We start from the raw sequence: 20,234 nt of genomic DNA, 5'->3' as shown, positions 1-20,234 counted from the left end.
CACATCCGGTGCACAGTTTCGCACCGACATCTCGACGTACGATACATGGGTGTATCGGATACATCTCTGTATCCATTCTCCCATCCGGCTTCCTCGGAGGATCCTGTGTCCACACTCCTGTCGTCCCTCGGGCGTTGGTCGTTCCGTCACCCGTGGCGCGTTCTCGCTGCCTGGCTGCTCATCCTCGCCGTCGCCGGCGGCGGCGCTCTCGTGCTGCAGAAGGGCACGGACAACTCGTTCACCATTCCCGGCACCGAGGCCCAGGAGGGCATCGAGCAGCTCTCGCGCTCGTTCCCGCAGGTGAGCGGGACGAACGCCCAGTTCATCGTCGTGGCCGCCGAGGGCGACAAGATCACCGACGAGGACTACCGCGGACCGATCGAGGATGCCGTGGACGACCTCGCCGACCTCGACGACGTGCTCGCCGCCACCTCCCCCTACGACGAGATGGTCGAGGGCATGGTCAATGACGAGGGCACGGCAGCCATCGTGCAGCTGCAGTTCGACGGCCAGTCCACCGACATCTCGGATGAGACCAAGGACGAGCTGAGAGGAATGGTCGACGTCCTGCGCGGTGAGCTGCCCGACGGCACCGACCTGAAGCTCGGGGGCGATCTGTTCGCCATCTCCATCCCCGGCGTCTCGATCACCGAGGCCGTGGGACTCGTCATCGCCCTGCTCGTCCTCGTCGTCACCTTCCGGTCGTTCGTCGTGGCCGGGCTCCCGCTCCTCACGGCCGTCCTCGGCGTCGGCATCTCGATGGCCGGCATCTTCGCCGCGACGGCCTTCGCATCGGTGTCCTCGACGACCCCGTTGCTCGCGCTCATGCTCGGCCTCGCCGTCGGCATCGACTATGCGCTGTTCATCATGGCAAGGCACCAGGATCAGGTGCGCGCCGGCGTCGATCCGGAGGAATCGGCCGCACGGGCCGTCGGCACGGCCGGATCGGCCGTGGTCTTCGCCGGCATCACGGTGCTCATCGCCCTGATCGGCCTCGGCTTCGCCGGCATCCCGTTCCTGACGACCATGGGCATCGCCGCGTCCGTCGCCGTGGCGGTGGCCGTGGCCATCGCCGTCACCCTCACCCCCGCCGTTCTCGGTTTCGTGAAGGGGCGCATCGTCGGGCGTCCGAAGAAGCAGAAGGCACCCAAGAAGGGCGATCGCCCCCACCGCGGGTTCAGCGAGCGCTGGGTGGGCGGTGTGACCAAGCACCCCGTCATCACCTCGGTCGCCGTCCTGCTCGGACTCGGGATCGTGGCCGTGCCGGCGCTCAGCCTCGACCTCGCGCTCCCGAACGCCGGCGTGCTCGCCCCCGAAGACGAGGCCCGCCAGGGCTACGACCTCACGGCCGAGGAGTTCGGCCCCGGCTTCAACGGACCTCTCGTGCTCACCGGCACCATCGTCACATCGACCGACCCGCTCACCCTCATGGAGGACCTCGGGGATGCCGTGGCCGCCGTCGACGGCGTGAAGGAGGTCGCCCTCGCCGTCCCCAACGAGACCGCCGACACCGGCATCGTGCAGGTGATCCCGGAGACCGCGCCCGACGACCCCGCCACCAGCGACCTCGTCAGGGAACTGCGCTCGCACCATGACGAATGGCTCGACGAGTTCGGCATCGACGTCAAGGTCACCGGATTCACGGCCGTCGCGATCGACATCTCCGACCAGCTCGGCGGCGCGCTCCTCCCGTTCGGCATCTTCGTCATCGGTCTGTCACTGATCCTGCTGACGATCGTGTTCCGCTCCCTCTGGGTGCCGATCACCGCGGCCCTGGGGTACCTGCTCTCGATCGTCGCCGCGTTCGGTGTCGTCGCCGCCGTCTTCGAATGGGGCTGGCTCGCCGACGTCCTGCACGTCGCGAAGGTCGGCCCGATCATCAGCTTCATGCCGATCATCCTCATGGGCGTGCTGTTCGGGCTCGCCATGGACTATCAGGTCTTCCTCGTCTCCCGGATGCGCGAGGACTTCGTGCACGACGCCGACGCGAAGTCGCCGGAGCCCAGCCGACGGCGTGCGGCAGCACTGCGCGCCGTGCGCAGCGGCTTCACCGGGTCGGCGAAGGTCGTCACCGCGGCCGGGCTGATCATGTTCGCGGTGTTCGTCGCGTTCGTCCCGGAGGGCGACTCGTCGCTCAAGCCCATCGCGCTCGGCCTCGCCGCCGGTATCGCGATCGACGCCTTCCTCGTCCGCATGACGCTGATCCCCGCGCTCATGGCGATCCTCGGCGAGCGCGCCTGGCGGATCCCCGCATGGCTGGAGCGGATCCTCCCCTCCGTCGATATCGAGGGCGAGGCCGTGGAGCGCGAACGGCACCTCGCCGCGTGGCCGGGAGACGACTCGATCGTCGCGGCGGACGACCTCGTCCTCAGCGCGGATGCGCCGATCGTGGGCGGCGTGTCGCTGCGTGTCGCTCCTGGCGGTGCGCTCATCGCCACCGGAGGCGACAGCCGCGTGCGACGCATGATCGCCCTTGCGGTCACCGGTCGGCTCACCGCGGACGGCGGACGGCTGCGAGTGGTCGGGCACCTCCTGCCCGGTCGCGCCGCCTGGGTCCGCGGTCACGTGGGCTACGTACCGGTGGACGACACCGATGCCGCCCTCGTCGACCTCCGTGAGGCCCTACGCGGACGCTCGAGCCTCGTCGTCATCGACGGCATCGATCGGTTCACCGGAGGCCAGCGGGACCAGGCGACGACGATGCTGCAGCGCGCCGCAGCATCCCGCCCGCTCGCCGTGTTCGCCACGGCATCCGATCCGGACACCGCACGCATCATCCTGGCGGAGGCCGCATGGCCGGCCGCCGACATCATCGACGTCGCGCAGACGTCGGCACGAAACGACCTCGAGGTGAACGCATGAACCTCCCCATCGAGCGGGCACGCTCCCGCAAGCCCGTCACCGTCCTGACGATCATCGGCGTGCTGCTGCTGCCGGCGATCATCGGCGGCATCCTCGTCTCGGCGCTGCAGAACCCGACTGAACGACTCGAGACGATGACCGCGGCGATCGTCAACCTCGACGAGCCCGTGACGATCGACGACCAGTACACCCCGCTCGGGCGTCAGCTCGCCGCCGGTCTCGTGGAGGGCTCGGACGAGCTGGACTCCAACCTCACCTGGGTCATCTCGAACGAGTCGGATGCCGCTGACGGACTCGCTGACGGCACGTACCAGGCGGTCATCACGATCCCCGAGGAGTTCTCGGCGGCCGCGACATCGGCCGGGCAGACGATCGCCGACGGCAGCGGCACACCACAGAAGGCGACGATCGAGGTGACGACCCCCGACGACGGGCTCATCGCCGACGACCTCATCACCTCCCAGATCGCGGCTGTCGCCGCGAACAGCCTCGGCACCATGCTGAGCGAGGCCACGACGGAGAACATCCTCGTCGGGTTCACGACCATCGGCGATCAGATCGGCGAAGCCGCCTCCGGCGCATCCGAGCTGGCGCGCGGTGCCCGCTCCGCCGCCGACGGCGCCGCCGAGATCCCTGACGGCGCGTCCCAGCTCGCGGACGGCGCCGCACAGCTCGGCTCCGGCGCGTCCGACCTCGCCTCCGGGCTCGGAACAATCGCCTCGGGAACGTGGGACGCCGCGGACGGTGCGGACGCGCTGGGATACGGACTCACCAGCGGCGCTGCCGCGCTCGAGGCGTCGGGTCTCGTGCCCGATCAGCTCTTCACCGCGGCGAACGGCGCCCAGCAGGCGACCGCCGGGCTCCAGGGCGGCATCGACGACCTCGCCGGCGGCATGAACGCACTGCTGGCCGCGTGCGTCGGCCGCGAGGACACCGATCCGGTGTGCATCGGGCTCGCCGAGATGGCAGCGGGGATGCCACAGTTGCAGGCTGCAGCCAGCGGTGCCTCTCAGGCCGCGGCCGGCACGGCCACCGGTCTCGGCGCGCTCAACACGGAGGCGACGCGGACCATCGCCGGGCAGCTGCGTGAAGCGGGCAGTGGCGCGACCACGCTCGCCGGTGGTCTCGCCCAGCTCGCGGACGGCGTCGACCAGTCCGCGGAGGGCGCATCGGCGCTGAGCTCCGGTGCCGGATCCCTCAGCGAGGGTGCCACCGCACTCGCGGACGGAGCAGGCGAGCTCGCGACGGGGCTCGACACCCTGGCCACCGGAACCGGCGACCTCGCCGGCGGGCTGCGCACGGCATCCGAGCAGCTCCCCTCGTTCAGCGACCAGGAGTCGACCTCGCTCGCATCCGTGATCGCGGACCCGGTGACCTCGAACGCCGAGACGAGCTCGATCTTCGGCCCGACGGCGATCCCGCTGCTGGCCGCGGTGGTGCTGTGGTTCGGCGGGCTCGCCTCGTTCCTCGTGATGCGGGCGCACACCGCGCGTACCCTCACCTCGCGCCGCTCGTCGGCGGGGCTTGCACTGCGGGCGTTCTGGCCCGCGGCGGCGATCGGTGCGGGCCAGGGCGTGCTCGTCTCCCTGATCGTGCAGATCGCGGCGTCCTACGACGCGGCCACCTGGTGGGCGTTCGCGGGGACCGCCGTGGTCGCCGGCATCGCCTTCGCCGCGGTGAACCAGGCGCTGGTCGCCGTGTTCGGCGGCGTCGGCCGCTGGATCAGCGCGCTCGTCGGTGTCGTCGCCGTCGCGACGGGGCTCATCTCGACCGTGCCCGGCTGGCTCGCATCCATCGGTTCGTCGCTGCCGACCGCTCCGGCGTTCACCGGGCTCATCGCCGCGAACGGCGGCGCCGTCGCCGCGCTCGTCGTGTGGGGGGTGCTGTCCCTGATCGTGACGACCGTGGCCGTCGCGCTGCGACGCACGACCTCGCCCAAGGCGGTGCTCGCCACGGCGTGACCTGCGGGGCGGCCGCCGCCCTCGAAACGCAGAAGATCCCGGCTCCGTTCTCGGATGCCGGGATCTTCTGCGGCCATGGCGGCCGCGACGCGATCAGGCCCTGTTCAGTGCGGCCTGCTTGAGCTTGTCGAACTCCTCCGACGTGATCGCTCCCGCATCCAGCAACTGCTTGGCGTGCGCGATCTCGGCGGCGGGTCCCTGTGCCGATCCGGAGACCGAGCGGATGTAGTCCTCGGTGGCCGCCTGCGCTGCCACAGCCTGCTTGTTGGCGCGCTCAGCCATGCCGCCTCCGCGGGCGATGAGGTACACGATCGCGGTGAGGAAGGGCAGGAAGATGAGGAAGACGAACCACAGCGCCTTGGCCCAGCCGCTGAGCTTGTGGTCGCGGAACAGGTCCGCGATGATCGAGAAGAGCGCGATCAGATAGGCGACGAAGATGAAGATCGTCAGGAACCACCAGATGACGTCCCAGATAGCAGTCCAGTAGGACATGTTTCTCCCAGTTTTCAGGTGCGACGGTCGGGTCGCCTCGCACTTTCCCACAGCATATCGATCGGCGACGGTCGGCACGTGCGCCGTCCGTTCCTGACCGATCCGTCTCAGCTCGCCTCGGTCGAGGGGCAGCAGTACCTGCTGCTCCGGCCGGCCGGCCCGGTCTCGGCGTCGTATCGTGCGATGCAGGCCGAGCTGCTGGGCGTCGCTCCGGACGGCGTGACGCATCCGCACACCGAACACATCACCCTGCGGGCGTTCTCCGAGCCTCGGCGGCGAGAAGAGGTCACCGACCTTGTACGCGGGTGGGCCGCACGACAGCATCCGATCGACATCGTCGCCGATGCCGTCGATGCCTTCCCGGCACCGTGGCAGATCGTCATCCTGCGTCTGGCGCGTACGCCGTCACTCGTGGCGGCGTACGCGACGCTCACCTCTGCGCTCGACTGCTCCGGTCTCCGGCGTCTGGACGAGCTCGCGCTCGACGACTGGGTGTTCCATCTGTCGCTCGTCTATGGGAAGACGCTCGACGCCGCCACATGGGCCGAACTCGACAGTGCCGCACGTCGCGAACTCGCCGACCGCCCCCACTGCACCGCCACCGAGGCGGAGTTCGTCTGGTACGAGGACGGACAGGAGAACGTCGAGGTCATCCCGCTCGGGTGAGCGCGATCGCCTCGTGACCGATCAGCTCAGACCGCTGTACGCGTGGAGCCCCTTGAAGAACACGTTCACGATCGTGAAGTTGAACAGCACGGCGGAGAACCCGATGATCGACAGCCACGCCGACGGGTTGCCTCGCCACCCACGGGTGGCGCGGGCGTGGATGTAGCCGGCGTAGAGCACCCAGATGATGAAGGTCCAGGTCTCCTTGACGTCGAAGCCCCAGTAGCGGCCCCACGCGTCCTGCGCCCAGATGGAACCCGCGATAAGCGTGAAGGTCCAGAGGATGAAGCCGACGATCGCGAAGCGGAACGCCGTGCCCTCGAGCTTGTCGGCGTCGGGAAGGGTCGCGAGGAAGCGCGGACCAGTCTTCTCCGCACCCTCCTCGATGCGGCGAGCGCGATGCGACTGCATCAGCTGCAGCACCGAGAGCCCGCAGGCCAGCGCGAAGAATGCGGTCGCGACGGTCGCGACGAACACGTGGATGACGAGCCAGACGCTCTTGAGCGGGTCCATCAGCGGCACAACACCGACGTAGAAGCTCACCGCTGCGGCGCCCATGAGCACGACGACGAGCCCGGTGATGAAGGTTCCGAGGAAGCGCAGGTCGATGCGGGTGAGCACGAGGAGGTACACGAGGACGATGAGGAGCGTGCCCATCATGGCGAACTCGTAGAGGTTCGCCCACGGCACGCGCTCGGCGGCGATGCCGCGCAGGATCGTCGCGGCCAGCTGGAAGACGAATCCGAGACCGGTCAGCGCCGTGCCGATGCGCGCCATCACGTATCGCGGCTTCGCCGGCGGCTCGGATGCCTCGACGGCGCCGGAGGTGCTGCCCGCCCCTGCTCCGACCAACGCAGCCTCGCGGGAGCGGACGAGACGTGCGTCCGCATTCACCTCGGAACGACGCGCCAGATCGAACGCGTACGCCACGAAAGCCGCCGCATAGATCGCGATCGCCGTCCAGATGAGGAGGATCGACAGGGAATCGAGGTCGGACATGGTGCCAGTCTACTTTCGAGGGGTTGCGGATGAGGGGGTGGCATCGAGCAGTCGGGCGTGACCTGCGACGAGGTCGTCGACGGCAGCGCCGAGGGTCGGATCCTCGCCGCGGGCGAGGCCCGCGTACTCGAGGTGCAGTTCGCCGTCCACGGTGGACGCCTTCACCCACATGCGTCGACGCGGCACGAACAGGGCGAGCATGAGTCCGACGAGCACGAGCACGGCGAACACGAGCACCCAGACGGCCGAGGCGTCGTGATGCACCTGCAGGGACGCGAACCGCTTGACCGACTCGGTGAAGTCGGTCGCGCCTGCAGGCGACTCGTCCTCGAAGGTGACGGTGCCACGGTCACCGGGGAGCTCGGCCGTCTGGCCCGGCTGCAGCTCGATCGAGTCAACGCCGCTGCCGTCGCCGGCGATGGGGGTGAGCTCGTCGGTGTCGAGCACGTACACCGAGCGCGGAGTCCCGTCGTCGATGCCGAGGTCGCCCTCGTAGACGCGGAGGGTGAGCAGGGGTGCGAGCAGGTCGCCGTGCGCTGAGGCGTACGCGCCGTTCTCGAGGGCGACGGCGCTGGGATAGAAGAACGCCGCCATGCCGAGCTGCTGCGGCATGCCATCGGTGACCTTGATCACCCCGAGCGAGGTGAGCGCGGTGTCCTGCGGCAGGAACGGCACCGAGTTGCTGTAGACCACATCGCCGTCGGCGTTGCGCACCGTGATCGTCGGCGCATAGCCGTTGCCGAGCAGGTAGATCTTGTCGCCCGCGATGTCGAGCGGGTGGTTGACCCGCACGGCGTCCTCGCGGGTCTCCCCGTTCTCACGCACGGTCACGTTGGCCGAGAAGTCACCGGCCTGACCGGATGCCGCCGACCCGTACTCCTGGTAGGTGACGTCGAAGGAGTCCAGGGTCATCGAGTAGGGCGAGAGCGCGTCGTCTCCGACGAAGCGCCCGCGGTTCATGGACTCGTAGTCGAGCAGCGTGTTGACGAACGTCTGACCTTCGACGACGACGCGCTGACCCGTGTACGCGAAGCTCCCGCCGACGCCGACGACGATGAGCACGCCGACCAATGCCAGGTGGAACAGGAGGTTTCCGGTCTCGCGCCAATAGCCGCGCTCCGCCGACACCGAGAAGGTTGCGCCGGAGTCGTACCGCTCGACCCGGTAGCCGAGCGCCTTGAGCTGCTTCTGCGCGACCTCGATCGCCCGCGAGGCCTCGGCGTCGGCATCCTGCGCGCCGTCGGCGAGGGGGCGGACGACCTCACGATGATCGCTGAGGCGGCGCAGTCGTGCGGGCGTCCGAGGAGGCCGTGCCTGCAGGGCCTTGATGTGGTGCTTGATGCGCGGGATGACGCAGCCGACGAGGGAGACGAACAGCAGCAGGTAAATCGCGGAGAACCACGGCGAGAGGTAGACGTCGAACATGCTCATCGCGTCGAGCACGGGGAACAGGTCAGGGTTGTCGGTCTGCCAGGCCGTCACGCCGTTGGGGTCGGCCATCCGCTGCGGGAAGATCGAGCCGGGGATCGCGGCGATCGCCAGCACCAGCAGCAGGATGATCGCGGTGCGCATCGACGTCAGCTGGCGCCATCCCCAGCGCAGCCAGCCGACGAAGCCGAGGCGGGGCTGAGTGATCGCGGAGTCGTCGCCGTCGATGTGGTCGGACGGGCGGAGCGGATCGGAAGACGTCACGGCATCCTTCTCGTGGGAATCAGAGCGGGAGGATGACACTGCCCATCACCGCCGTCAGTCTGGACATGATGTCGGTCCACAGGCCGGTGACCATCAGGACGCCGAGCGCGATGAGCAGCGCGCCGCCGATGATGTTCACCACGCGGATGTGGCGACGGAGGAACCCGATCGCCTTGGTCGCCCATCCGAAGCCGAGAGCGACGAGCAGGAACGGGATGCCGAGGCCGAGGCTGTACGCCAGGCCGAGCAGGCCCGCACGCCACGGATCGCCGAGCGTCCAGGAGACCGCGGTGATCGCCGCGAGGGTCGGGCCGATGCACGGCGCCCAGCCGATGCCGAGGGCGAAGCCGAGAAGCGGAGCGCCGATGAGCCCGGTCTTGGAATTCAGGTGCATGCGCCACTCGCGCTGCGCGAAGCCGAACAGCCCGAGGAAGACGAGGCCCATCGCGATGATCACGACACCGAGGATGCGTGTGATCACCTCACCCCACTGCAGGAAGAACACCGACGCGGTGCCACCGATCACGGTGAACGCGATGAAGACGATGCTGAAGCCGAGGATGAACAGCAGCACCCCGAGCGCGAGGCGGCCGCGCGCCGGCGAGCCGGCAGCGGCAGAGGATGCGCCGCGAGGGGCGACCGCACCACCGATGAACCCGAGGTAACCGGGCACGAGCGGGAGCACGCACGGGGAGAGGAAGGAGATGAGACCGGCGAGCATCGCGACGGGGATCGCGAGCCAGAGTGCGCCGGAACCGATCAGCTCGTTGGTGTTCACGCGCTCTCCGCGAGCGCGTCCTTGACGAGCGTCGAGAGGATGCTGGGTCCGTCGAGCTGGCCGATGATCCGAGCCGCGACGCGCCCCTGCTTGTCGAGGACGAGGGTCGTCGGCGTCGCCTGGATCGGGGTGGCGTTGGCGAAAGCGAGCTTGGCCGCACCGCTGTCGACGTCGATGATGCTCGGGTAGGTCACGCCGTAGCTCTTCGCGAACGACAGGGCCGTGTCCGGCTGGTCGTAGATGTTGATGCCGACGAACGACACGTCGTCATCGTTGTACTCCTGCCAGACCTTCTCGAGGTCGCCGGCCTCGACCCGACACGGCGCGCACCCGGCGTACCAGAAGTTCACGACCGTCACGTCGCCGGCGATGTCGGCGCTGTCGAACTCTTCGCCGTGCTCGGTCATGCCGCTGAAGATGACGGGTTCACCCCGCTCTTCGACGGGGATCTCCTCGACCGCACCGTCCGCCGAGATGTAGCCCTTGCCGTCGCCGTCCAGGTACTGCTGGGCGACGGGATCTGATCCGCAGGCGCTCAGGGAGACGGCGAGCACCGCGGCGAGCGCGGCTCCGAGCATCCTTCTGGAGCGAGGATGGCGGGAGGAGCGGCCGTCGCGAATCGGTCGAATCGTCGAGGCGAAAGGCACATTCCCAGTCTACGCAGGGCTTTCTATGGGTGATCTGGAAGATGAGCGGCGGCGGTCAGACCGCGCCGAGGTCGATCCCGGCGCCGGCGGGCTCGGCGTATCCGACCTCCCGCCATACGTCGCCGACGCGCTCGAATGAGGTGACGCTGGACAGCGCGCACCGACGGGTGCGCGGGTCATGACGCAGCCGCAGACCGGCGACGTGCAGATGGGTGATCCAGATCGGTGCCTGGTGCGAGACGATCACGGCGTCTCCGGACGGCGCCTCGTTCCACGCACTGTTCATCGCCTCCTCCATCCGGTCGGCGATCAGCAGATACGGTTCCCCCCAGCTCGGCGTCGAGGGGTTACGCAGATGCCACCAGTTGCGGGGGTCCCGAAGAGACCGGCTCATCCGCGTCCCCTCGAACACGTTCGTCGGTTCGATGACCCGTTCGTCGAGTACGGGCTCCAGCCCGAAGATCTCGGTGAAGGGCTCAGCCGACTCCTGCGTCCTCTGCAGAGGAGAGCAGTGCAAGGATGCGACTGGCCGCCCGAGACCCTCGATGTACTCGGCGGCCGCGCGTGCCATCCGCCGGCCGTCCTCGCTCAGCTGATAGTGCGGCAGTCGCCCGTACAGGACCCGGCGAGGGTTGTGCACTTCACCGTGGCGGACCAGATGCAGACGTTCGGCGGGCATTCAGACCTTCCGGTAGGTGGCCGATCCGAAGCCGATGATGAGGTGGCCGATGAACGGGAACAACCAGAGCAGGAAGAACGAGAACACCCCGCCCTTTCCGAAGTTCCTGCCCTCCTTGATGGCCACGACGATCGCGAAGATGACGTTCACGAACGGGATCAGGTACAGCAGCGCGAACCAGCCGGACATCCCAGCGATCTTGACGAGGAAGACCCAGTTGACGATCGGGATCAGAGCGAGGATGCCGGGGTAGCCCGCCTTCACGAAGACCTTCCACATCGTGATCGCGTAGATCACGTAGAAGATGATGCTCACCCACATCGTGTTCGTCGAGACCATCTGCTCGCTGATCAGATTCCAGTCCACGGCGTTCTCCCCTTGCTCCCCCGACCGCCCTTCGCGGTCCGTGTGGCCAGAGTCTATCGATCAGGCGGACCCCGCCGTGGGACGCGGGGGGATCCCCCCGTAGAATGAGCGGGTTCCCTTTTCTGAACTGGAGGAATCTCCGTGCTTCGCACTCACACGACCGGCTCCCTGCGAGCCGAGAACATCGGTCAGACCGTCACCCTCACGGGGTGGGTCGATCGTCGTCGTGACCACGGAGGAGTCGCTTTCATCGATCTGCGCGATGCCTCGGGCATCGCGCAGGTGGTCATCCGCGACGAAGAGGTGGCGCATCCGCTGCGCAGCGAGTTCGTCCTGAAGGTCACCGGCGAGGTGTCGCAGCGCCCTGAGGGCAACGCGAACCCGAACCTGCCCACCGGCGACATCGAGGTCATCGCGACCGAGGTGGAGGTGCTCAACGAGTCCGCCCCGCTGCCGTTCCAGGTCTCCACCGGCCTCGGCGAGAGTGAGAGCGTCGGCGAGGACGTGCGTTTCGCGTATCGCTATCTCGACATGCGCCGCCCGTCCGCGGCATCCGCTCTTCGCCTCCGCTCGAAGGTGTACAAGGCGATCCGCGACGAGCTCGACGCTCGGGAGTTCGTCGAGGTCGAGACCCCGACCCTCACCCGCTCCACGCCGGAGGGCGCCCGCGACTTCGTCGTGCCTGCGCGCCTGCACCCCGGCAGCTGGTACGCCCTGCCGCAGAGCCCGCAGCTGTTCAAGCAGCTACTCATGGTCGGTGGCGTCGAGAAGTACTACCAGATCGCCCGCTGCTACCGCGATGAGGACTTCCGCGCCGACCGCCAGCCGGAGTTCACGCAGCTCGACATCGAGATGAGCTTCGTCGACCAGGAGGACGTCATCGAGATGATGGAGTCCCTCATCGTCGCGATGTGGGCCACCATCGACGTCACGGTGCAGACCCCGATCCCGCGCATCACCTACGCCGACGCGATGGCGAAGTACGGCTCGGACAAGCCGGACCTACGCTTCGGTCTCGAGCTCGTCGAGGCGACCGACTACTTCTCCGAGACGACGTTCCGCGTCTTCCAGGCGGAGTACGTCGGCGCGGTCCGCATGCCCGGCGGTGCGTCACAGCCCCGCAAGCAGCTGGACGCCTGGCAGGACTGGGCCAAGCAGCGCGGAGCCCGCGGCCTCGCCTACGTGCTGTTCAACGAGGATGGCTCGCTCGGCGGCCCCGTGGCGAAGAACCTGTCCGAGAAGGAGCAGGCCGGGCTCGCCGCCCTCACGGGCGCGGAGCCCGGTGACTGCGTGTTCTTCGCCGCAGGTTCGGCGAAGGACTCCCGTGCACTGCTCGGCGCCGCGCGCGTCGAGATCGGTCGCCGTCTCGGACTGCTCGACCCCGACACGTTCGCGTTCACCTGGGTCGTCGACGCTCCGATGTTCGAGCCGGCAGCGGATGCCGTCGCATCCGGTGACGTCGCCGTCGGCGCTGGCGCGTGGACGGCCGTCCACCACGCCTTCACGGGGCCGAAGCCCGAGTTCGCCGACACGTTCGACACGGACCCCGGTTCGGCACTGGCCTACGCGTACGACATCGTCTGCAACGGCTCCGAGCTCGGCGGCGGGTCGATCCGTATCCACCGCGAGGACGTTCAGAAGCGCGTGTTCGAGGTCATGGGCATCAGCGACGAGGTCGCGAACGAGCAGTTCGGCTTCCTCCTCGACGCGTTCAAGTTCGGCGCTCCCCCGCACGGCGGGATCGCCCTCGGCATGGACCGGGTGATGCAGCACCTCACCAAGACGGAGTCGATCCGCGAGGTCATCGCGTTCCCGAAGACGGGCAACGGGTTCGACCCGCTGACCTCCGCACCCGCGCCGATCACGCCCGAGCAGCGCGCCGAGGCCGGCGTCGACTTCGTTCCCGAGGACGACGAGTCCTGATCCAGGTCTGATCAGAGAGGACCCCGTGCCGCATCGGCCGGGGCCCTCTTTGCGTCACCGTCGCTTTCTCTTCGGGTCGTTGAGCGAAGGCGGCGGAGCCGCCGCAGACGAAACGGGCCCGAGTCGTCACCCCGCGGGTCGTCGAGCGGAGGCGGCGGAGCCGCCGCAGACGAAACGCCCCCGAGTCGTCACCCCGCGGGACGTTGAGCGGAGGCGGCGCAGCCGCCGAAGACGAAACGGGCTGAGCAAGCGAAGCGCGTCGAAGCCACCAACCTCTGGAACAGGCTTCGACTCCGTCGCTCCGCGACTGCGCTCACCCCGTTTCGTCTCGCTCCGCTCGCTCAACGACCCGCACCACCACGCGGGACGTTGAGCGAAGACGGCGCAGCCGTCGAAGACGAAACGGGCTGAGCAAGCGAAGCGCGTCGAAGCCACCAACCTCTGGACCAGGCTTCGACTCCGCCGCTTCGCGACTGCGCTCAGCCCGTTTCGACTCGCTCCGCTCGCTCAACGACCCGCAACACTCCACCCCGCGGGACGTTGAGCGGAGACGACGGAGCCGTCGAAGACGAAACGGGCGTCCCCACCGGAACAGGCTTCGACTCCGCCGCTTCGCGACTGCGCTCAGCCCGTTTCGACTCGCTCCGCTCGCTCAACGACCCGCAACACTCCACCCCGCGGGACGTTGAGCGGAGGCGGCGTAGCCGCCGAAGACGAAACGGGCTGAGCAAGCGAAGCGCGTCGAAGCCAACCCCCACCAGACCCGGCTTCGACTCCGCCGCTCCGCTCGCTCAACGACCCGCACCCCCGGACCCCGCGGACCTCAGCGGAGCAGGGCGAGACCGGGGATGATGTTCTCGTTCCACACGTCGACACCGAGCTTCCCGATCAGCGCGACCACGACGATGAGGAACACCACGCGGATGAACTTCGTGCCGCGGGAGATGGCCATCCGCGACCCCAGGTAGCTTCCGGCGACGTTCGCGACGGCGAGGATCCCTCCGAGCAGCCACAGCACCGAGCCGTGCGGGATGAACAGCAGCAACGCACCGGCGTTCGTGGCGAGGTTGACGATCTTCGCCTTGGCGCTGGCCTGGAGGAAGTCGTATCCCATGAGCGCGACGAGCGTGATGACGAGGAACGTCCCGGTACCAGGACCGATCATGCCGTCGTAGAAGCCGATCACGAGACCCGCCGCGCCTGCCATGATGTGATGTCTGCGGCCGGAGAACCGCAAGCGTGTGGCCGCCCCCATCTGGGGTCTGAACACCGTGAACAGCGCCACGGCGAGAAGTGCGACGACGATGATCGGTTTGAAGGCGGCGGGTGGCAGCACCGTGGCCACGGCGGCTCCGCCGAATGAACCCGCCAGGGCGATCGCCGCCATCGGCAGCGCCGTGCGAATGTCGGGCTTCGCTCGACGGTAGTAGGTGACGCTGCTGGTGGCGGTGCCGAACACCGACGCGAGCTTGTTGGTCGCGAGCGCCTGCACGGGGGCGATGCCCGGGATCAGCAGCAGCGCCGGCAGTTGCAGCAGCCCTCCACCGCCGACGACGGCGTCGATCCAGCCGGCCCCGAAGGCGGCGATGACGACGAAGACGAGCATGCCCCATGTGAGCTGCTCGAGCCCGAGCAGCTCACCGATTTCCACTGCACCATTATCTCCCTGCCCCCGGGGCGGCGAGGACGCTCACCCCGGGGCAGAGAAGGCTAGAGGACGCGGGAGAGGAAGTCCTGCGTCCGCGGATGCTGCGGGTTGGCGAGGACCTCGCGAGGGTTGCCCTGCTCGACGATGACGCCGCCGTCCATGAAGATCAGGCGACTGCCGACCTCACGGGCGAAGCCCATCTCGTGCGTGACGACGAGCATCGTCATCCCCTCGTCCGCAAGGGACCGCATCACCTGCAGCACCTCACCGACGAGCTCGGGGTCGAGGGCCGAGGTGGGCTCGTCGAACAGCATCATGTCGGGGTTCATGCACAGCGCGCGGGCGATCGCCACGCGCTGCTGTTGACCGCCGGACAGGTGACCGGGGAACGCCGCAGCCTTCTCGCGCAGGCCGACGCGATCGAGCATGGCGTGCGCGACCTTCTCGGACTCCACCTTCGAACGCTTCAGCACCCGTCGCTGGGCGAGGGTGAGGTTGTCGAGCACGTTGAGGTGCGGGAAGAGGTTGAAGCTCTGGAACACCATGCCGATGCGGGTGCGCACCCGGTCGATGTCCGTGTCCTCATCGGTGATGTCGATTCCCTCGACGAGGATCTCTCCGCCGGTCGGCGCTTCGAGCAGGTTGATCGAGCGCAGGAGCGTCGACTTCCCCGAGCCGGACGGCCCGATCACGCAGACGACCTCGCCCGCGGTGACGGTCAAGTCGATGCTCTTGAGCACCTCGTTGTCGCCGAAGGTCTTGACCAGCCCGCGCACCTCGATGGCGGGGGCGTGGATGTCGATCAGATCGGTGCTCATCGCTGCCTCGCCATTCGTCGCTCGAGCCACGCGCTGAAACGCGTGAGGGGAATCGTCACGACCAGGTAGAGCAGGGCCGCCATGATCAGAGGGGTCGCGTTACCGTTCTGGGTGGTCGCGTCACGGGCGAAGGTGGTGAGCTCCTTCGACCAGATGAAGCTTCCCGCGATGAACAGCAGCGACGTGTCCTTGAGCAGCAGCACGAACTCGTTGGTCAGCGGCGGGATGATGATCCGGAACCCCTGCGGGATGACGATCCAGAAGGTGGTCTTCATCGGGGACATGCCGAGTGAACGCGACGCCTCCGTCTGCCCCTTCGGCACGGCCTGGAGGCCCGCCCTGATGGTCTCCGCCATGTACGCCGAGGCGACGAGGATGAGACCGACCAGGCCGAGGACCACCGGGCCGCCGAGATCCTGATTGCGCACCCCGACGGCGATCGGAAGGATGTAGGCGATGGCGAAGATCGTCAACAGCGCGGGAAGCCCGCGGAAGAGCTCGATCCACACCGTCGCGATCCACCGGAACGGCGCGATGATCGACATCTTCATGAGCGCCAGCACGATCCCCAGCAGGAGACCGCCGAGGAACGCCACCGCGGTGAACCACAGCGTGTTCACCAGGCCGGTCGTGATGATGCCCGGGAGCATCTTGAGCGCGACCTCGGGGTTGAAGAACAGCGGCCCGAGCCGCGCCCAATCCGCTGTCACCAGTCCCCACACGAGCAGGGCGGCCAGCACCACGTAAACGGTGTAGCGGTAGAGCTTCTGTTTCTGCGTGCGCCTCAACGCCATCGCCAAGGTCCTTCCGACCCGTCGTTCGGGGTCAGTTCGCGGTGAAGTACGTGTCGTAGATCGTGTCGTACTCGCCGCTGTCGCGCAGCTCCTGCAGGGCCGAGTTGACGGCCTCGAGCAGCGCCTGCTTCTCGCCCTTGGCGAAAGCGAAGCCGTACTGCTCGTCGGTGTTGTACTCCTCGACGATCTTGTAGGTCGAGTCGGCCTTCTCGTGCTCGAGGTTCACCGGCTGGTCCTGCAGGATCGCATCGATCGTGCCGGCCTGGATCGCCGGCCACAGCTCGCCGTCGGACGGCAGCTGCAGCAGCTCAGCGCCGGGGGCCTTCTCGGCGGCGTAGGACTCGCCGGTCGTGCCCTGCTGGACGCCGACGATCTTGCCGTCGAGGTCATCGATGGACTCGATGCCGGAGTCGGTGCGCACCAGCAGCGACTGCAGCGAGTCGTAGTACGGGTCGGAGAAGTCGAGGTTCGCCTTGCGCTCGTCCGTGATCGTCATGGCGGATGCGCCGAGGTCGCACGTGCCGGACGCGAGGGTGGTGCCGGACTGCAGAGCGTCGAATCCGACGTCCTGGACGGCGAGCTTCAGGTCGAGCTTCTTGGCGATCGCGTCGAGCAGGTCGATGTCGAAACCGGTGTAGCCGGTGCCGTTGTCGCCGCCCTCGAACTCGAAGGGAGCGTAGGGGATGTCGGAGCAGATCGTCAGCGACCCCGCCTCGACCAGGCCGTACTCGTCTCCGCTGGACGCAGGAGCGTCGTCGCCCGCGTCGTTTCCGCCGCCGGCGCAACCGGCGAGGGTGAGGGAGGCCGTCGCCGCGAGGGCGATGCCGAGGAAGATGTGACGGCGTCGAGTCATGACCGCTCCTGAGTGATGGGACCTGATGGCCCGCGTTCGGGTACGCAGACATCCTGACACGGACTCGGACGGAAAACCCATTTCCGCGGGTTACGGTTCCGTTTCAGCCCGTGTGCTATGAGATCGATTCCGCCGCGGCGCCGAGGGGTGCGAGGAACGTTCGCCGGACGTCGCTGAGATCCGTGTCCACCCTGCTCGGATGCACGCGGTTGGTGAGCAGGACGCCGAGACCGCCGGTCGACGGTCGGACCGCGAAGCAGGTTCCGGTGAACCCGGTGTGCCCCACGGCATCCACGTCGCCCATCCATCCGGCGTCCCGTACGCGCAGCCCGACGGCCTGCCCGTACCCGGCGTCGGCGCGGGCGATCGGCGTCGTCATGAGCCGGACGCTCTCGGTGGAAAGAACGCGCGCGCGCCCTCCCTCCCCTTCGTCACGGATCATCCGCGCGAGCGCGGCGACGTCGTCGACCGTGCCGAAGAGCCCGGCGTGACCGGCGGGCCGCCCGAGGGCGTGCGCGAGCTCGTCGTGCACCTCCCCGCGGACGAGCCCGCGATGGGGCTGCCACTCCGTCGCGACGGCGAACGCGGGATCCGGGCGCCAGGTGAGATCGTCCGCACCGAGCGCGTCGGCTGCCTCGGCGACCAGTGCGTCCAGAGCCCGGCCGGAGGCGCGCTCCAGCAGCTCTCCGACGGCGATGAACCCGATGTCCGAGTACAGGTGCATCTCGCCGGGCGCAGCCTGCAGCCCACTGCGCAGCGCCGCCGCCCGCAGATCGTCACCGAAGAGACCGTCCCGCCAGCCACCGCACTCCGCCGGCAGCCCCGCCGTGTGGGTGAGCAGATGCCGCAGAGTGATCGTCCCGGCATCCGCCCCCTCTCCGACCGTCAGGACGTCGGAGACCGGCGCGTCGAGATCGACGACGCCCGCCTCCACCAGGCGCAGGACCGCGACCGTGGTGAACACCTTCGTCAGTGAGGCGAGGTCGAACACGTGCCGCGGCTCCAGCGGCGTCGCGTCGTCGGACGCCGGGGTGCCGACGACCTGACGTTCCTCCGCGGCGTCAGTGCTGACGACCCTGATCGACGCCCATGCGGACCCCGGGGCGCCGTTCACCATCGCGGATCTCCCCCCATCACTTGCTCATGCCCGACGTGAGGCCGCTGATGATCTGCTTGGTGGCGAGCAGGAACAGCACCACCAGAGGGATCGTCGCGATCGTCAGACCGGCGAAGAGCTGCGGCCAGTCCGTCGAGTACTCACCGAAGAACCGGGTGAGCCCGACCGGCAGCGTGTACGAGTTGCGGTCGCGCAGCAGGATCAGCGGGTAGAAGAAGTCGTTCCACACCGGCACGAACCGGAAGACGATGACGGTGGCGAGCGCGGGTCGCACCAGCGGCAGCAGGATCATCACGAAGGTGCGGAGGGGACCTGCGCCGTCGATGCGGGCCGCCTCCTCCAGCTCGATCGGGAGTGCGCGGAAGAACACCGTCAGCACGAACGTGGTGAAGGGGATGCCGAGCGCGCCGTACACGAGGATGAGGCTGAAGACGTTGCTGGTCATCTTCAGGGAGTCCAGCAGGTAAAACAGCGGCAGGATCGCGAGGTGCACCGGCAGCATGAGCCCGGAGAGGAACACCGCCTCGATGCCGCGGAAGAACTTCGCCCGCGCCCGTGCGAACGCGTAGGCGGCGAGCATCGACACCACGGTGGTGACGATCACCGACCCGACGGTGACCGTGATCGAGTTGATGAAGTAGGTGTCGAAGGATGCCGTGACCCAGGCCTTCTGGAAGCTCGTGAAGGTTGCAGGGAACGGCAGTCCGAGCGGCTCGGAGGCGATCTGCTGCTGGCTGCGCAGCGAGTTGTTCACCATCAGCAGCAGCGGCCCGATCGCGATCAGGGCGTAGCCCCACAGGAACACGTTCGCCAGGACGCGCCCGATGAGAGGAGTGTCCGACGTGCGCCGGCGCCGCCGCGCAGGGGCGGGTCTGCCGGCGACGACGGCCTCGGTGGTCGGCTCTTCGCGTGTGGTCAGCAGAGTGCTCATCAGAACAGCTTTCGTTCGGCTCGGCGCATCGAGGAGGTGATCACGACCGAGATCACCATGATGAAGATGAACAGGACGGTGGCGAGGGCGGACGAGACGCCGATCGAGTTCGGGTTACCGGATTCGAAGGCCGTCCGGTAGAACAGCAGCATCATGACGTCCGTCGATCCTGCGGGCGCCCCGTTGGATCCGGCGAGCGCGAACGGGATCGCCATCGACTCCATGCTCCCGATGAAGGTGAGCACCGTGATGATGCCGATCGTCGGGGTGAGCATGGGAAGGGTGATGTAGCGGAACCGCTTGCCTGCGGTGGCGCCGTCGAGGGACGCCGCCTCCTCGATCTCCTCGGGGATGCCGCCCAGCGCTGCCCCGTACAGGAGGATCGGGAACCCGATCCACTGCCATGCGCTGACGAACACGATCACCCAGATCGCGAGATTCGGGTCGCCGAGCCACGGCAGGGCGAGACTCTCGAGCCCGACGCCGCGCAGGATCGCATTGACCGGACCGAAAAGTGGGGAGAGCATCAGCGACCACAGGTAGCCGATCACCATGGGGCTGACGAGGTACGGCAGGGCGAAGATCGTCTGGAAGAAGCGCTTGCTGCGCCCCCTGCGGTGCAGCAGCGTGGCGATGCCGAGGCCCAATGAGTTCTGGAACACGATCGCGCCGGCGAACAGCAGCAGGTTGTGGCCGAACGCGTTCCAGAGCTCGGACGCGTACGGCTCCTTGGTCAGCAGGGTGATGTAGTTGCCGACGCCGGCGAAACCGCCCTGCTTGGTCCCCTGCCAGTCGAAGAACGAGTAGCTCAGGGCGGCGAGCATCGGATACAGGATCAGCACGGCGAACAGCGCCGCCGCCGGAAGGACGAACATCAACGCGGTCGGAGTCGTCAGGGCGATTCCCGTTCGGGACCGTCCTGCCTTCTCACGCCGGCGCAGCGGGATTGTCAGAGCCATGGCTTCTCTTTCGCTCCGCGGTGGGGATGCCGCAGCATCCCCACCACGA

Annotated in this window: 18 protein-coding genes; 4 read left to right on the top strand and 14 right to left on the bottom strand. The window is 68.0% G+C overall.

Annotated features, from left to right (window positions below; translation table 11 throughout):
• Positions 1-105: 105 nt before the first annotated feature.
• Together HD600_RS09095 and HD600_RS09090 are read left to right on the top strand one after the other, a co-directional pair.
• Positions 106-2,862, top strand: coding sequence for an efflux RND transporter permease subunit (locus tag HD600_RS09095; RefSeq protein ID WP_184283126.1), 2,757 nt, complete (start codon positions 106-108; stop codon positions 2,860-2,862).
• Positions 2,859-4,823: a YhgE/Pip family protein gene (locus tag HD600_RS09090; protein ID WP_184283125.1), complete on the top strand. Its 1,965-nt coding sequence runs from the start codon at positions 2,859-2,861 to the stop codon at positions 4,821-4,823. The genes HD600_RS09095 and HD600_RS09090 overlap by 4 nt, the downstream gene beginning before the upstream one ends.
• Positions 4,824-4,916: 93 nt before the next feature.
• Here the strand turns inward: HD600_RS09090 and HD600_RS09085 are convergent, their stop codons facing one another.
• A complete protein-coding gene (locus tag HD600_RS09085) occupies positions 4,917-5,315 on the bottom strand; it encodes an SHOCT domain-containing protein (protein ID WP_184283123.1) in 399 nt (132 codons plus the stop codon).
• Positions 5,316-5,393: 78 nt separating this feature from the next.
• Between HD600_RS09085 and HD600_RS09080 the strand changes: the two genes are divergently transcribed.
• On the top strand, positions 5,394-5,981 hold the full coding sequence (locus HD600_RS09080; RefSeq protein ID WP_338402199.1) for a 2'-5' RNA ligase family protein: 588 nt from the start codon (positions 5,394-5,396) through the stop codon (positions 5,979-5,981).
• Positions 5,982-6,002: 21 nt separating this feature from the next.
• Here the strand turns inward: HD600_RS09080 and ccsB are convergent, their stop codons facing one another.
• The 6 genes from ccsB to HD600_RS09050 form a co-directional block, all read right to left on the bottom strand.
• Complete coding sequence (ccsB, locus tag HD600_RS09075; RefSeq protein ID WP_184283121.1) at positions 6,003-6,980, bottom strand: c-type cytochrome biogenesis protein CcsB; 978 nt, start codon at positions 6,978-6,980, stop codon at positions 6,003-6,005.
• Between the two features lie 9 nt (positions 6,981-6,989).
• Positions 6,990-8,711 carry a cytochrome c biogenesis protein ResB gene (resB, locus tag HD600_RS09070; RefSeq protein ID WP_184283119.1) on the bottom strand — a complete coding sequence of 574 codons (1,722 nt, stop codon included), beginning with the start codon at positions 8,709-8,711 and terminating at the stop codon, positions 6,990-6,992.
• Positions 8,692-9,450, bottom strand: a complete 759-nt coding sequence (locus HD600_RS09065; protein ID WP_184283117.1) for a cytochrome c biogenesis protein CcdA — start codon at positions 9,448-9,450, stop codon at positions 8,692-8,694. Before HD600_RS09065 ends, resB begins: the two co-directional genes overlap by 20 nt.
• Positions 9,447-10,028 (bottom strand): TlpA family protein disulfide reductase, encoded by a 582-nt coding sequence (locus HD600_RS09060; RefSeq protein WP_184283115.1) that lies wholly within the window; start codon positions 10,026-10,028, stop codon positions 9,447-9,449. Before HD600_RS09060 ends, HD600_RS09065 begins: the two co-directional genes overlap by 4 nt.
• A 124-nt stretch (positions 10,029-10,152) precedes the next feature.
• Positions 10,153-10,776 carry a histidine phosphatase family protein gene (locus HD600_RS09055; RefSeq protein WP_144794873.1) on the bottom strand — a complete coding sequence of 208 codons (624 nt, stop codon included), beginning with the start codon at positions 10,774-10,776 and terminating at the stop codon, positions 10,153-10,155.
• Positions 10,777-11,142: a DUF5684 domain-containing protein gene (locus tag HD600_RS09050; RefSeq protein ID WP_338402197.1), complete on the bottom strand. Its 366-nt coding sequence runs from the start codon at positions 11,140-11,142 to the stop codon at positions 10,777-10,779.
• Between the two features lie 141 nt (positions 11,143-11,283).
• On the opposite strand from HD600_RS09050, the gene aspS reads away from it, so the two are divergent.
• A complete protein-coding gene (gene aspS, locus HD600_RS09045; RefSeq protein ID WP_144794872.1) occupies positions 11,284-13,065 on the top strand; it encodes an aspartate--tRNA ligase in 1,782 nt (593 codons plus the stop codon).
• 823 nt (positions 13,066-13,888) lie between these two features.
• Here the strand turns inward: aspS and HD600_RS09040 are convergent.
• The 7 genes from HD600_RS09040 to HD600_RS09010 form a co-directional block, all read right to left on the bottom strand.
• Positions 13,889-14,671 (bottom strand): sulfite exporter TauE/SafE family protein, encoded by a 783-nt coding sequence (locus tag HD600_RS09040; RefSeq protein WP_184284801.1) that lies wholly within the window; start codon positions 14,669-14,671, stop codon positions 13,889-13,891.
• A 104-nt stretch (positions 14,672-14,775) separates the two neighbouring features.
• Positions 14,776-15,531: an amino acid ABC transporter ATP-binding protein gene (locus tag HD600_RS09035; protein ID WP_184283113.1), complete on the bottom strand. Its 756-nt coding sequence runs from the start codon at positions 15,529-15,531 to the stop codon at positions 14,776-14,778.
• Positions 15,528-16,325 (bottom strand): amino acid ABC transporter permease, encoded by a 798-nt coding sequence (locus tag HD600_RS09030; protein WP_184283111.1) that lies wholly within the window; start codon positions 16,323-16,325, stop codon positions 15,528-15,530. Before HD600_RS09030 ends, HD600_RS09035 begins: the two co-directional genes overlap by 4 nt.
• Before the next feature lie 31 nt (positions 16,326-16,356).
• The gene (locus HD600_RS09025; RefSeq protein WP_144794866.1) at positions 16,357-17,178 is read right to left on the bottom strand and encodes a transporter substrate-binding domain-containing protein; all 822 of its coding nucleotides are present in this window, start codon (positions 17,176-17,178) and stop codon (positions 16,357-16,359) included.
• Positions 17,179-17,293: 115 nt separating this feature from the next.
• Positions 17,294-18,295 carry a serine hydrolase domain-containing protein gene (locus HD600_RS09020; RefSeq protein WP_184283109.1) on the bottom strand — a complete coding sequence of 334 codons (1,002 nt, stop codon included), beginning with the start codon at positions 18,293-18,295 and terminating at the stop codon, positions 17,294-17,296.
• Positions 18,296-18,311: 16 nt separating this feature from the next.
• On the bottom strand, positions 18,312-19,226 hold the full coding sequence (locus HD600_RS09015; RefSeq protein WP_144794863.1) for a carbohydrate ABC transporter permease: 915 nt from the start codon (positions 19,224-19,226) through the stop codon (positions 18,312-18,314).
• A complete protein-coding gene (locus HD600_RS09010; RefSeq protein ID WP_144794861.1) occupies positions 19,226-20,185 on the bottom strand; it encodes a carbohydrate ABC transporter permease in 960 nt (319 codons plus the stop codon). The genes HD600_RS09015 and HD600_RS09010 overlap by 1 nt, the downstream gene beginning before the upstream one ends.
• Positions 20,186-20,234: the final 49 nt, after the last annotated feature.

The organism is Microbacterium ginsengiterrae, assembly GCF_014205075.1.
GTDB classification, from domain to species: Bacteria; Actinomycetota; Actinomycetes; order Actinomycetales; family Microbacteriaceae; genus Microbacterium; species Microbacterium ginsengiterrae.
The sequence above is the reverse complement of the archived record's forward strand: the minus strand, read 5'-3'. Positions and strand labels throughout refer to the sequence as shown.

Coding starts and splice junctions, on each gene's coding strand:
- HD600_RS09090 (WP_184283125.1), top strand. CDS start 2,859: ATGAACCTCCCCATCGAGCGGGCACGCTCCCGCAAGCCCGTCACCGTC.
- HD600_RS09085 (WP_184283123.1), bottom strand. CDS start 5,315: ATGTCCTACTGGACTGCTATCTGGGACGTCATCTGGTGGTTCCTGACG.
- ccsB (WP_184283121.1), bottom strand. CDS start 6,980: ATGTCCGACCTCGATTCCCTGTCGATCCTCCTCATCTGGACGGCGATC.
- HD600_RS09060 (WP_184283115.1), bottom strand. CDS start 10,028: ATGCTCGGAGCCGCGCTCGCCGCGGTGCTCGCCGTCTCCCTGAGCGCC.
- HD600_RS09055 (WP_144794873.1), bottom strand. CDS start 10,776: ATGCCCGCCGAACGTCTGCATCTGGTCCGCCACGGTGAAGTGCACAAC.
- HD600_RS09040 (WP_184284801.1), bottom strand. CDS start 14,671: ATGCTCGTCTTCGTCGTCATCGCCGCCTTCGGGGCCGGCTGGATCGAC.
- HD600_RS09035 (WP_184283113.1), bottom strand. CDS start 15,531: ATGAGCACCGATCTGATCGACATCCACGCCCCCGCCATCGAGGTGCGC.
- HD600_RS09030 (WP_184283111.1), bottom strand. CDS start 16,325: ATGGCGTTGAGGCGCACGCAGAAACAGAAGCTCTACCGCTACACCGTT.
- HD600_RS09025 (WP_144794866.1), bottom strand. CDS start 17,178: ATGACTCGACGCCGTCACATCTTCCTCGGCATCGCCCTCGCGGCGACG.
- HD600_RS09020 (WP_184283109.1), bottom strand. CDS start 18,295: ATGGTGAACGGCGCCCCGGGGTCCGCATGGGCGTCGATCAGGGTCGTC.
- HD600_RS09015 (WP_144794863.1), bottom strand. CDS start 19,226: ATGAGCACTCTGCTGACCACACGCGAAGAGCCGACCACCGAGGCCGTC.
- HD600_RS09010 (WP_144794861.1), bottom strand. CDS start 20,185: ATGGCTCTGACAATCCCGCTGCGCCGGCGTGAGAAGGCAGGACGGTCC.